This window comes from Marisediminitalea alba, assembly GCF_002993365.1.
Classification (GTDB): domain Bacteria; phylum Pseudomonadota; class Gammaproteobacteria; order Enterobacterales; family Alteromonadaceae; genus Alteromonas; species Alteromonas alba.
On the sequence record NZ_PVNP01000011.1, the window covers coordinates 1 to 11,698 of the forward strand.

The 11,698-nt window shown below is 48.2% G+C and carries 13 protein-coding genes; 8 read left to right on the forward strand and 5 right to left on the reverse strand.

Annotated elements, in window-relative coordinates:
* Positions 1-16: 16 nt before the first annotated feature.
* Both C6Y40_RS01225 and C6Y40_RS01230 read right to left on the reverse strand, forming a co-directional pair.
* Complete coding sequence (locus C6Y40_RS01225) at positions 17-901, reverse strand: IS982 family transposase (protein ID WP_105932938.1); 885 nt, start codon at positions 899-901, stop codon at positions 17-19.
* A gap of 75 nt (positions 902-976) precedes the next feature.
* The gene (locus C6Y40_RS01230) at positions 977-1,801 is read right to left on the reverse strand and encodes a nuclease-related domain-containing protein (RefSeq protein WP_105932951.1); all 825 of its coding nucleotides are present in this window, start codon (positions 1,799-1,801) and stop codon (positions 977-979) included.
* 227 nt (positions 1,802-2,028) lie between these two features.
* On the opposite strand from C6Y40_RS01230, the gene C6Y40_RS01235 reads away from it, so the two are divergent.
* Complete coding sequence (locus tag C6Y40_RS01235) at positions 2,029-2,457, forward strand: DUF3010 family protein (RefSeq protein ID WP_105932952.1); 429 nt, start codon at positions 2,029-2,031, stop codon at positions 2,455-2,457.
* 112 nt (positions 2,458-2,569) lie between these two features.
* Here the strand turns inward: C6Y40_RS01235 and C6Y40_RS01240 are convergent, their stop codons facing one another.
* Positions 2,570-2,875, reverse strand: coding sequence for a helix-turn-helix domain-containing protein (locus tag C6Y40_RS01240; RefSeq protein WP_276309501.1), 306 nt, complete (start codon positions 2,873-2,875; stop codon positions 2,570-2,572).
* Between the two features lie 176 nt (positions 2,876-3,051).
* Entirely contained in the window at positions 3,052-3,960 is a 909-nt protein-coding gene (locus C6Y40_RS01245) for a LysR family transcriptional regulator (protein ID WP_170308383.1), read from the reverse strand.
* Positions 3,961-4,068: 108 nt separating this feature from the next.
* Here C6Y40_RS01245 and C6Y40_RS01250 point away from each other — a divergent pair, with 108 nt between their 5' ends.
* The 3 genes from C6Y40_RS01250 to C6Y40_RS01260 all read left to right on the forward strand — a co-directional run bounded on the left by C6Y40_RS01250 (position 4,069) and on the right by C6Y40_RS01260 (position 6,114).
* On the forward strand, positions 4,069-4,791 hold the full coding sequence (locus tag C6Y40_RS01250; RefSeq protein ID WP_105932954.1) for a CPBP family intramembrane glutamic endopeptidase: 723 nt from the start codon (positions 4,069-4,071) through the stop codon (positions 4,789-4,791).
* Positions 4,792-4,918: 127 nt separating this feature from the next.
* Positions 4,919-5,311 (forward strand): hypothetical protein, encoded by a 393-nt coding sequence (locus tag C6Y40_RS01255; protein ID WP_105932955.1) that lies wholly within the window; start codon positions 4,919-4,921, stop codon positions 5,309-5,311.
* Positions 5,312-5,571: 260 nt separating this feature from the next.
* Positions 5,572-6,114, forward strand: coding sequence for a DUF1285 domain-containing protein (locus C6Y40_RS01260; RefSeq protein WP_105932956.1), 543 nt, complete (start codon positions 5,572-5,574; stop codon positions 6,112-6,114).
* A gap of 45 nt (positions 6,115-6,159) precedes the next feature.
* Here the strand turns inward: C6Y40_RS01260 and pobA are convergent, their stop codons facing one another.
* Positions 6,160-7,368 carry a 4-hydroxybenzoate 3-monooxygenase gene (gene pobA / locus C6Y40_RS01265; protein WP_105932957.1) on the reverse strand — a complete coding sequence of 403 codons (1,209 nt, stop codon included), beginning with the start codon at positions 7,366-7,368 and terminating at the stop codon, positions 6,160-6,162.
* Between the two features lie 161 nt (positions 7,369-7,529).
* On the opposite strand from pobA, the gene C6Y40_RS01270 reads away from it, so the two are divergent.
* The 4 genes from C6Y40_RS01270 to C6Y40_RS01285 all read left to right on the forward strand — a co-directional run bounded on the left by C6Y40_RS01270 (position 7,530) and on the right by C6Y40_RS01285 (position 11,697).
* Positions 7,530-8,417: a helix-turn-helix domain-containing protein gene (locus C6Y40_RS01270; protein ID WP_105932958.1), complete on the forward strand. Its 888-nt coding sequence runs from the start codon at positions 7,530-7,532 to the stop codon at positions 8,415-8,417.
* Between the two features lie 360 nt (positions 8,418-8,777).
* Positions 8,778-9,671, forward strand: a complete 894-nt coding sequence (locus tag C6Y40_RS01275; protein WP_105932959.1) for an amidohydrolase family protein — start codon at positions 8,778-8,780, stop codon at positions 9,669-9,671.
* 50 nt (positions 9,672-9,721) lie between these two features.
* Positions 9,722-10,666: a Gfo/Idh/MocA family oxidoreductase gene (locus tag C6Y40_RS01280; protein ID WP_105932972.1), complete on the forward strand. Its 945-nt coding sequence runs from the start codon at positions 9,722-9,724 to the stop codon at positions 10,664-10,666.
* Between the two features lie 38 nt (positions 10,667-10,704).
* Positions 10,705-11,697 (forward strand): aldo/keto reductase, encoded by a 993-nt coding sequence (locus tag C6Y40_RS01285; protein ID WP_105932960.1) that lies wholly within the window; start codon positions 10,705-10,707, stop codon positions 11,695-11,697.
* Position 11,698 lies beyond the last annotated feature (1 nt).

Below are 11,698 nucleotides of genomic sequence, written 5' to 3' on the forward strand. Positions count from 1 at the left end.
GTAACCCGAGATCGGCTTAAGCCACGACCATTGAATTACGCTCAACATCAGTAATATCAAGTGATGGCTTGTTTTCCTTGAGGCAGTAAGCAACCAGGCCTGCCATCAGATTAAGCGTAAAACCGTTCATACTGCGATGTCTTGAGTGCTCAATGAATGAAATGTTCTTCAATTGGTCGTTGATGGTTTCAATAATGAAGCGTTTTGAAAGCATTGCTCTGTCCCATAAAGACATCGCTTTTGCTTTCATATTTTTGCGAACCGTGGTGATAAGTTCGACGCCTTTATCAAATAAATTAGCTTCAAGTGCTTTGCTTAAATAGCCCTTGTCTCCGTACAATTTACCCGGTAAATGTTGAGCTAATTCCTCAACAGGTTTTGTGTCATGAACATTACCCGTCGTCACTTTTGCTGCGACTATTTCGCCGTGATGATTGACGATTAAGTGTAGTTTGAAACCATAAAACCAGCCCATGGTGCCTTTTCCTCTTTGTGCAATTCCGTCGAAGGTTTTATGTCTGGGAATGCGAATGTTGTGGCAGACTTTTAAACTCGTTGAGTCAATGAATTCGATGCCTGTAGGCTTGCCCTTAAGCGAACTAAAATAGGCACACATGGGGACAATAGTACGAGGCATCACTTCTAAAAAACGCGTGTAACTGAGTAGAACAGGGAAGTCTTTACGATAAAAAGCGTGAACATACCCCAAGTAATAATTCTTAAAATCACGATGATGTGACATGTGGAAACCGATAATAATGGTCATCATTTCACTCATTGACATACGGCAAGCTCGTTGTCTTTTTCGAGTACCGTCTTCCAGCAGCTGCTTTTGCCATTGAGGGATAAACACTTTGCAAAAATCATCGACATCGCAAAATAATTCTACTAACTTCTTCATGCCTGTTCCTTTTGTTTGATTGAATCGTTCTTGGTCGAAAGATCCGATCTGGGAACAGGCATTTAGTTCAATTTCTTAAACAGGATTGGGGTTAAGTATAGTTTTTTTCGTTAGACTGTAATACTTGGTCAGTGATTTATGGTTCATTACTGGTACGGTTGGCTTTTGTTTGTTTTCAATAAACCAGCCTGGGATAACTACCAGGGGGCTGGTGATTACTTCCATGCCTGTGCTTTTACTTAACTCTTTAGACAGCCAGGTTGCCTGGCGAGTTGCTTGTTCGATTATTGACGTGTCGGGGCCATGAGGAAATTGGATCTCGTTACCTTGCACTACCACCTTGTGGGTTTGTCTTGAGTTTTTGATATTCGGCTTTCTTCTTCCTTTGGTTTCAATCGCCAACACACCACCGGGGTAGGTAACTACGTGGTCAATATTAAAATTTGGCCCTTGAATATCATGAAAAACTCGAACATTAGGATCCGTAATTTTTGATAACGCGTAAGAAACAGCCCATTCTGCTTCGATGCCGAGTCTTATATTTCGGAGCTTGGTAAAAGCCTGTACTGCTTTAACTAAAGCGTAAACTGCAACAATGGAAAAGATGCCCGCGTAGAGCCACCATTGTCCAATTTTACTTTCGAATCCAAGCAGTCGGGCAAGTGTTGGAATGGAGAAAGGTAGCTGAAAATATATGGCGGACATGAAAGTCCACTGCAGCATATTAAACGTTTCATCTCTTTGATTTTGAATGAGGGTAAAGGCCGGGATTCTGATCATGTCAGAATATTCAAAAGGAACCCGAGATCGTTTATGCAAGGACTTGGCAATGACGGCAATCGCCGAGAAAATAACTATAAAAGGCAAAAATGCGATCAACAAAACGATCAGTAGTTCCATCTATACATTCCTTGAAATGTTACTAAAGTCGAGTCTACAAATCGGTTGCTTGCAAAGCAAAATGTAATAAATAACCAACGTTTATTAAGACATACGTTTTAAATACTCCCTGGTAACCGTTAAACATACACCCTCTGAATTTTCACCATCGGAAAATCACTAAAACCAGCCCGCAACCTCGCTAAATCCGATATACTTCAGGCTGATATTTATAGTGGAGTTTTGTAATGCGTGTATGTGGTGTAGAACTGGCCGGAAATGATGCCAACATTGCCCTGATGAATCTGGAAAATGGCCTGATTCAGCTTCCTGATTGCCGTACCCGTAAACTGAGCTTACAGAAAGCCGCTACCGCTCATGAGCTTAAGTATTTTCAGAAATCCTTCGCGCAACTGGTGCAGGATTACAAGATTGAGACCATCGTTATCCGCCAGCGCCCGATGAAGGGCAAGTTTGCTGGTGGCGCTATTGGCTTTAAATTAGAGGCGGCGCTGGAGTTGCTAAACGGGGTGCAGGTTATCGTAATGCCGCCCACCGAGATTAAAACGGCGTTAAAAGAAAGTCGCGTGTTTATAGAATTCAGCGAGACCGGTTTAAAAGGTTTTCAGAAATCCGCGTTTGAAACCGCACTGGCTTATATGAGTCAGCATCTGTAACTCTATCAATCCGGGGAGCAATAAAGCTTATGCGTCCACTTTTAATGGGGCTGACCTACCGCATATTCTTTCATGAGTTTAAAAACTGTGCGTGTATATGATTCTGGTACCATTAGAACCTCAGTGATTTCTTATCGATAGGCGCAGTCGTTGCAGACACTTCATTGTTAGGCTGGTCGTCGACAGTCAATTTTAAGTCTAGTGCTGCACAGAGTTTGATGAGCATATCGACAGAGACTTTTTCAGGTTTTGTTTCATAGTTAGAAATATCCCTTTGATAGACGCCGATACGTTTAGCTAAGTTAGCTTGCGTCCAGCCTCTGGACTTTCTGCTGTCTCTGATGACGGCACTTAAATCTTTCGCGGTGTTAACCTTCACAATCATCTTTTTCGCGCTCTGTTGTACAAATTGATTTATACGGAAATACGTATAAAATTAGGATATACAAAATATTGAATAAAGTTCATATATTCAGGCTCTGTATATAAGAATCCAACAGGAGTTAAACTCGTAAATTTATATTACTCAATAGATCACCGACTCTTAAGGCAAATGCGTTAATTATTCCCTAATGCCGTTTGAGTATGGCCTACTTAAAACTGCCACTCTTCGCGTTTAGCCAAAAAGAAATCCAGAAATACCCGTACCTTTGCCTGTGTGGGTGTTGATGGGTGGTAATAGGCGTACACTTCGGCATCCTGCCACCAATAGTCCTGCAGTACCGAGGCGAGTTTGTCCTGTTGTAACAGCCGCTGAATGTGGCCAGATTCCACCGGTGCGTTTATGAGCCCCAGGCCTGCTTCGGCCAGTTCTACAATGCCTGCAACGGTTTTTATCTGGCAGTGAGGTGTGGCGTAAATGTGCTCGCCGTTACTGTCTTGCAGCACCAATACGTTGCTTGGCTGGTTGTACAGATAGCCGATGACCTTATGCTCTGCTAATTGGTCCGGGTGGTTGGGCGTACCATGAGCTTTAAGGTAAGCCGGCGAGGCAAATACCCCGTATCGGGTTTTCCAGATGGAGCGGCGTTTTAACCCCGGGTATCTGTCACCCAGGTAATCTCCCACCGACCAGAACACGTCATAGTCGTCATCGCGAATATTGATGAGTGATTCTTTTACATCCAGCGATAAGGTGAGCTCGGGATATTGCGCAGTAAATTCGGCCATCCAGGGCACCAGAGTTTCAGTGACCACCTCATTGCTCTGGCACAGCACTCTCAGCTCGCCGCTGACTACCGTGGCTTTGGTGTGGCTCCATTGCATGAGCGACTGGTGTTGTTCCAGTAAAGCCTCGCTTTTGTGTTTAAACGCTTTGCCAAACTCGGTTAATAGCAACTGTCTTCGGGAGCGAATAAACAACGCCTGGCCAAGCTGCGCCTCTAACCTGGCAATTTGCTTGCTGATGGCCATTACAGTTTTGGCTTCTGACTCGGCCACGCGAGACATATTGCCCGTCTCAGCAACCTTACAGAATATGGCGAGATCTTTAGGATTAATCATTATGTAAACTAAAAGTATAAGTAACTCTAATTTTTAATGTATTTATTTATAAATTGCCACTCTTTAAGCTGGTTTCAGTGAATTTTCAGTGTAGAGAGGGCAAGCAAAATGGCATTACATTCAGGCGAGTGGCTGGTATTGGCGATGATGGCCGGCATGGTGTTATACAGCTTGTGGGAAGCGGATAAGAGTAAACTGGCGGTTATCGCAGGGCGTAAAACCAAACTCGCCATGTACAAAGAAACTATTGGTTTTTTGTGGCTGCCAACCAGTGTTTTACTCATGCTGTTGCCGTTCAACATTGTGTCGGCACAGAGTCTGGGGCTTACCTGGCAAAACAGCTGGGCCAACTGGGCTGGCGCGGTATTAGTCATGATGGGGCTGGCTTATGTGTTCTGGCTTATCCGCAGTATTCAGCCCGGTACTCCGCAATATCAACAGTTATTTGATGCCATGCAACCCCACAGCTGGCTGATGCCTGCCAATAAGCGTGAGCTGTATTGGTTTACGTGTGGGGTGTCGATGTCGGCCGGTATTTGCGAGGAGCTGTTATTCCGGGGCTTCTTCCTGGCGGTGTTTGCTGAGCCTCTGGGCGTGTGGGTGAGTCTGGTGCTGGGTAGCTTTTTATTTGGTTTGTGTCATCTCTATCAGGGCTGGGCCAATGTGCTGCGAACCGGTGTTATTGGTATGGTGTTAGGCATTATCTATGTGCTTACCGAGTCGCTGTGGGTGGTAATTGCCTTGCATGCGTTAATGGATATCTTCGGTGGGGTGTTAGGTTATGTGGTGCACAAACACGGTAAGTGCGTATCTGAGGCAGCCATAGCTTAACCCTGTAGGAAAACCAATCTTTGCACTTTCTACTACTGATTTTGTATTTTCTAACCCTGAGTACAGCTTTCCAGGTGCCGCCTATCATTTATGGTTAACACAGCTAATTTCTGGTTAGGAGATTGTAATGGATAACAGAGCAATTCATTTAATCATGTTCACTCTGTCGGCGATATTGTCGCTGGCAATTAAATTAAATCGTGAAGTCTATATCGGCATTAATGGTGGGCTGGATGTGCTGCTGGGTTTGGTGATGAGCTATTTATATATAGTGATTCTGGTGTCTGGTTACGTTACTTTTGCCCATTCTGTGACTAACAGAAAACTTAGCAACTGCATTATAAGTATTACCTGCGGGGCGTTGTTGTGGGAGATTCATCAGGCTTTCATTCCAGAAATGTATTTCGACTGGAAAGATATGGTTGCAACGCTTATGGCTTTTACTGCATTAATGCTGATTCAGCACTATAAACCGGTGGGCAATTCAGAGCATGGCTCTGTAGCGATTGGTAAAGGGTAGTCTGTCAGTTAAATCCACCTGATGCTGCAATCTTGTTCTTTCTTAAAAGCAAGGAGACTGGCAGCTAATCCCTAAAACCAAATATAGTGCGTTGGCGACTCGGTTATTTGGGCTTTCTGATTGCCGGGAGCGTTTAGATATAGGTTGGTTTTTTTTATTGATAACAATGTAGAGTGATACACTCTAATCTGACGTGGCGATCTCTGCCTTATGGCGAGTCTCTCTTCAATGATTAACTAACAAATCCAGGTGATGACGGCATGGATCTGCAAACGCTTACCAAACAGATAGAAAACCTCGACGCGGCACCGCCCTTCGATAAATGGCATCCGCCTTTTTGTGGTGACATCGATATGGTTATTAAGGCCGATGGCAGCTGGTGGTACATGGGTAGTCCCATTGGGCGGGAACGGTTGGTGAAGTTATTTGCCAGTGTACTGCTTAAGGAGGGCGACGAGTATTTCCTTAAAACGCCGGCCGAAAAAGTGCGCATTCAGGTTGAAGATGCGCCATTCGTGATCACTCAGTGGCAAACGCACAACACCGAAGAAGGCCCGGCTATTGAGGTGATTTCAAACTTAGGTCATGCGGCTGTGTTATCTGAGAGCCACCCGTTGGAAGTCGATCACAGCAATCCCGACCAGCCCCGTCCTTATGTTACGCTGCACCGTGGGCTCAAGGCATTAGTCCATCGAAATGTGTTTTATCAGTGGGTTGATATTGCCCGACAGGTTAACAAAAATGGTGAGGAGTATCTGGTTATCAACAGCGGCAAGAGCGAATTCAGCCTTGGAAAATTGTAGCGTCTGGTTAAAGCGCAGACGCTACGTTATGCAGGAACAGCGTTATCAGTTTACTTCTTCGTAAGGCATGCCTACATACTGGCGGGCAATCACTTTCTGGCCTTCTTCGTGGGTCAGGTAAAAATCCAGTTCAGACTGCATAAAGCGATCGAAGGTCGCTTTATGCATACCGTTCACTTCGCCCTGCTCAAAGTCGTGCAGCATATTGCTCATCCACCAGGAAAAACGCTCGCCATGCCATACCCGGCGCAGCGCAATTTCAGAGTAACGTTGCGGGGCGGTTAAATCGCCATGGGCGTAACGCTTTTGCAGCAACTTGTACAGGGTGGAAACGTCGGATGCGGCCAGGTTGAGCCCTTTCGCGCCGGTGGGCGGTACGATATGCGCGGCATCACCAACCAGATACAGGTTGCCCCATTGCATGGGCTCACACACAAAGCTGCGCAGTGGCGCAATCGATTTTTCTATACTCGGCCCGGTGATCAGGTTACTGGCGCTGTCTTCTGGCAGGCGCTTTTTAAGCTCATCCCAGAAGGCTTCATCTGACCAGTTTTCCACTTTGTCGGTTAACGGTACCTGCAAATAATAGCGGGAGCGGGTAGCAGAGCGCATGCTCGCCAGGGCAAAGCCGCGCTCGGTTTTACAATAAATCAGCTCATCACTTACCGGTGGTACGTCGGCCAGTAAACCCAGCCAGCCGAAGGGATAAACGCGCTCGTGCTCAGTGCGCTTTTCGGCGGGAATGGTCTGCCGTGAAATCCCATGAAAGCCATCGCAGCCAGCGATGTAGTCACAATCGATGGTGATGGTTTCGCCGTCTTTAAACAGCGTAACCTGCGGCGAGTCGCTGGCCACATTGTGCAGCTGAACATCCTGGCTCTCATAAAAGCTGGTGAGGCCGGCTGCGTCACGAGCCGCCATTAAATCCCGGGTGATTTCGGTCTGGCCGTAGCACATGACCGTGCTGCCTTCGGTGAGTTTATTGAGGTCAATGCGGTAACGCTTGCCGTAATAGGCAATATCAAAGCCGTCGTGCACATGGCCTTCTTCATCCATGCGCTGATTGACGCCCGCCTCCCTCACCAGGTCGACAAAGCCCTGCTCAAGAATACCGGCGCGAATACGGCCGAGTATGTAGTCCGGGCTGACCCGCTCAACAATAATGTTGTCGATACCCGCTTTATTTAGCAGTTGCCCCAGTAATAAGCCTGATGGTCCAGAGCCGATAATAGCAACCTGCGTTTTTGTCTTCATAGCAATGACTCCCGGTGAACAAATCAATTCTGATGATTAAATAATGGAAGACACCGGCCACAATTGTTATTCACTTATCCGTTAAAGTGTTGTACTTTTTGTTCACTTGTTAATTTTTTGTCACTGCCCGTGGCCGTCATTAAGCCGCCAGGAGAACCGTGTTGACCACAACGCAAAAGCAGATCCCGTTTTACGATCTCTACGGCGAATCCTTTATGCGCATGCAGCCAGACTTTGTACATCTGGAGGATATTCAGTCGCGCAGTGCCGACTTAGGCTGGGAGATAAAGCCCCACCGGCATGCTAATCTGGCGCAGATCATCTGCGCCTTCGACAGCCAGTGGCAGGTGCAGCTCGATGACGAGGTACATAACCTGTCTGGCAACTGGGTGGTCACGTTACCGCCCGGGGTCGTGCATGGCTTTCACTTTGCGCCCAACACCAAAGGCTTTGTGTTATCCATCAACGCTGATGTGATTGCCAATATGGAAATGGGTGAGGATGTCAGTGCGTTTAACCAGCTGGTGTGGCTGCCGCAAACCATTGAGTTTCGCAGTGCCCGCCAGGCGGAGCGGTATTTCAGCTATCTGATGATGCTGGCCGACGAAATGCACATCAGCGATCCCGGCGCCTCTACCACTATCCGGATGTTGTTAAAGCTGCTGTTTATCACTATTGCCCGGCAACGCCAGCTCGACGCGGTTCAAAGCGGGCCTTCCGGCCGTGAAAACCGCATTCTGCTGGGTTTTCGCGAACTTATCGACAAGCATTACCAGGATCACATGACTATTGATGAGTATGCCGAAAAACTGTTTGTTTCGGTATCTACCTTAAGCCGTATCTGTCGTCAGCAACTCTCGCAAACGCCTAAGCGACTGGTGCATCAGCGACTGATCAGTGAAGCCCGGCGGCGGTTAATTTACACCCGGCAAACCCTGGATGAGATAGCGCTTACCTTAGGCTTTAAAGACACCGGTTATTTTTGTCGCTTCTTCAAACAGATGGAAGGCACTACCGCCGGTGAGTTTCGCCAGCAAAAACGTAAATGATCACAAGCTTAATTACTTAAGTATGCTTTTTTAAGGCAGGATTAAATGTGTAACACTATGTAATAAATCAGCTTTATTGGTTTTTGTTGTTTTCGGATAATGCGACTTTACATTTTCGATATAGGAAAAACTAATGGCGTTTAGCAGTTTTCTAAACTGCTTGCGCGCAGCAGTTGGCGCATACTGTAGTGTAAATACTGTTCGGGCCAGCGCTTTAGTATCGCAAACGACATTGTATATTTTTATCTTTTGATTGTACTTTTTCGTCATGGCAGTTTTTGCGAAGCGCTGAAAGTCCGGCCAATCAATAGGTTGTTACCCAACAGGCATAAACGGGCAACCAATACTCAGGAGCGGGTCATGAGCCAATTTGTTGTAGATGCTGACTGGTTGCACTGGCATCAGTCACCATCGGTACCACACTTTAAGGTACCGGAAGGCGCGGTGGATGCGCACTGTCATGTGTTTGGCCCTGGTGATCAGTTTCCTTTTGCGCCACAGCGTAAGTACACCCCTTGTGATGCGTCTAAAGATCAGTTGTGGGCATTGCGTGATCACCTTGGTTTCAGCCGCAACGTGATTGTTCAGGCAACCTGCCATGGTGCTGATAACCGGGCGCTGGTGGATGCGCTGAATCACTCCAATGGTCTGGCCCGTGGAGTCGCTACGGTCACCGAGTCTATTACCGATGAAGAGCTGCAACGTTTGCATGAAGCGGGCGTGCGCGGGGTTCGCTTTAACTTTGTGAAGCGTCTGGTGGATGCATTGCCGTTCGACGCGCTAAAAGTGATTGCCGATAAAATTAAACCTTTGGGCTGGCATATTGTGATCTACTTCGAAGCCCAGGAGCTGCCCGAGCTACACGAATTCTTTACTGCGTTGCCAACCACAGTGGTGGTGGATCATATGGGGCGCCCGGATGTGAGTCAGCCGGTGGATGGCCCTGAGTTTGCGCTATTTTTAAAGCTGCTGGCAGAGAACGAAAACTTCTGGAGCAAGGTCAGCTGCCCGGAGCGCATCTCAAAAGTCGGCCCAACAGGCAGCTACGAAGATGTGGTGCCATTTGCCAGAACCGTGGTGGAGCGCTTCCCGGACCGTGTTTTGTGGGGTACCGACTGGCCGCATCCGAATATGAAGTCGCACATGCCTGACGATGGCCATCTGGTGGATATGATCCCCAGAATTGCGCCAACTGAGGCACTGCAGAAAAAATTACTGATTGATAACCCTATGCGCCTGTACTGGGCGGATTAGACACCGTGCCGGCAGATATTACCGCCGGTAGTAACGAAACGGGAGTTTTTATGAAGATTGTTGTCGTAGGACCGGGTGCATTTGGCATCAAGCATTTAGATGGTCTGAAAAATATTGATAGCGCTGAGGTAGTAGGCCTGGTAGGTCGTAACGCAGCGAAAACCCAGGCGGTGGCAGACGAATATGCCATCCCCAATGTTTATACCTCGCTGGAAGAGGCGCTGGAGAGTGATGCCGATGCCGTGATCCTGTGCACCCCAACGCAGATGCATGCCGCCCAGGCGATTGCCTGTATGAAAGCGGGCAAGCATGTGCAGGTTGAAATTCCGCTGGCTGACAGCTGGGAAGACGCCCAGGAAGTGCTCAAAGTACAGGAAGAAACCGGTAAGGTGTGCATGGTGGGTCATACCCGTCGCTTTAACCCGTCGCACCAGTATGTGCATAACAAAATTACCGCCGGTGAGCTCAACATTCAGCAAATGGATGTGCAGACTTATTTCTTTCGCCGCAAGAACATTAATGCCAAAGGCGAGCCGCGTTCATGGACCGATCACCTGCTGTGGCACCATGCCGCTCACACGGTAGATTTGTTTGCCTATCAGGCAGGCAGCAAAGTGGTTAAGGCGAATGCTATCCAGGGGCCAATTCACCCGGAGCTGGGTATCGCCATGGATATGTCTATTCAACTGTTGGCCGAAAATGGCGCTGTGTGTACGCTGTCTTTATCATTTAATAACGACGGCCCGCTGGGCACGTTCTTCCGCTATATCTGTGACAACGGCACCTATATAGCCCGTTATGATGACTTGGTGGACGGCCGGGAAAATGCCATTGATGTGTCGCAGGTAGATGTGTCGATGAACGGTATTGAGCTGCAGGACCGAGAGTTTGTCGCGGCCATCAACGAAGGGCGCGAGCCGAATAGCAGTGTTGCTAAGGTCTTTGACTGTTATCGTGTACTGTATGAGCTTGAGCAGCAGCTAAACGCACAGTAATTTATCTCAGTACTCAGTAAACCGAAGGGATTAGCGCTATGTTACAACGCAAACTGGCTGGCCGCCTGGTATCAGAAATTGGCCTGGGGTGTATGAACCTCAACCATGCCTATGCCAAAAAGGTCGATCAGGCCACGGCGACCAGCCTGCTGACCAAAGCCTTTGAGGCGGGTGTCACGCATTTTGATACAGCAGCACTGTATGGTTTTGGCAGTAACGAAAAGATGGTTGGCGAGGCGATTAAGCCGTTTCGCCAGGATATCTTTCTGGCCAGTAAATGCGGCATGACCGGCGTTAACGGCAAGCGCACTATTGATGGCCATCCGGCCACTTTAAAGGCCACCCTGGATACTGCGTTAACCAGCCTGCAAACAGACCACATCGACCTGTATTATCTGCACCGTATTGATCCGGACGTGCCGGTAGAGGAAAGCGTGGGTACCTTGGGTGATATGGTTAAAGCCGGCAAAATAGGCGCTGTGGGATTATCGGAAGTCTCGGCTGAAACGCTGCGAAAAGCTCATGGCGAATATCCCATTGCGGCGCTGCAAACCGAGTATTCCCTGTGGACCCGCAATGCCGAAATCGCGGTGCTCGATGCCTGTAAAGACCTCGGTGTAGACTTTGTGGCATTCAGTCCGCTGGCTCGTGGTTATCTTGCTGGTGGCGTCGATCCGGCCAGCATGGGCGAGGGTGATATTCGTAAAGGAATGCCCCGCTTCCAGGGCGATAACTGGGCTGCTAATCAGCAGTTGTATGCCGACTTTGCATCACTGGCGGCCTCTGCAGACATTACCCCGGCACAGTTAGCCATGGCCTGGGTACTGGCGCAGGGAGAGCATATTCACGCACTGCCGGGTACCAGCAGCGAAGCACACCTTATAGAAGATTTACAGGCCAGCGGCCTGCAACTGCCACCGGAATTGCTGGTGAAGGCCGATGAGCTGATCAATCGCCAGACGGTGAAAGGGGCTCGTTATCCGGCCGGCGCTCAGGCCGACATTGATACCGAGGACTTTGCCGACGAGTAAT

Coding starts and splice junctions, on each gene's coding strand:
- C6Y40_RS01225 (WP_105932938.1), bottom strand. CDS start 901: ATGAAGAAGTTAGTAGAATTATTTTGCGATGTCGATGATTTTTGCAAA.
- C6Y40_RS01230 (WP_105932951.1), bottom strand. CDS start 1,801: ATGGAACTACTGATCGTTTTGTTGATCGCATTTTTGCCTTTTATAGTT.
- C6Y40_RS01235 (WP_105932952.1), top strand. CDS start 2,029: ATGCGTGTATGTGGTGTAGAACTGGCCGGAAATGATGCCAACATTGCC.
- C6Y40_RS01245 (WP_170308383.1), bottom strand. CDS start 3,960: ATGATTAATCCTAAAGATCTCGCCATATTCTGTAAGGTTGCTGAGACG.
- C6Y40_RS01250 (WP_105932954.1), top strand. CDS start 4,069: ATGGCATTACATTCAGGCGAGTGGCTGGTATTGGCGATGATGGCCGGC.
- C6Y40_RS01255 (WP_105932955.1), top strand. CDS start 4,919: ATGGATAACAGAGCAATTCATTTAATCATGTTCACTCTGTCGGCGATA.
- C6Y40_RS01260 (WP_105932956.1), top strand. CDS start 5,572: ATGGATCTGCAAACGCTTACCAAACAGATAGAAAACCTCGACGCGGCA.
- pobA (WP_105932957.1), bottom strand. CDS start 7,368: ATGAAGACAAAAACGCAGGTTGCTATTATCGGCTCTGGACCATCAGGC.
- C6Y40_RS01275 (WP_105932959.1), top strand. CDS start 8,778: ATGAGCCAATTTGTTGTAGATGCTGACTGGTTGCACTGGCATCAGTCA.
- C6Y40_RS01280 (WP_105932972.1), top strand. CDS start 9,722: ATGAAGATTGTTGTCGTAGGACCGGGTGCATTTGGCATCAAGCATTTA.
- C6Y40_RS01285 (WP_105932960.1), top strand. CDS start 10,705: ATGTTACAACGCAAACTGGCTGGCCGCCTGGTATCAGAAATTGGCCTG.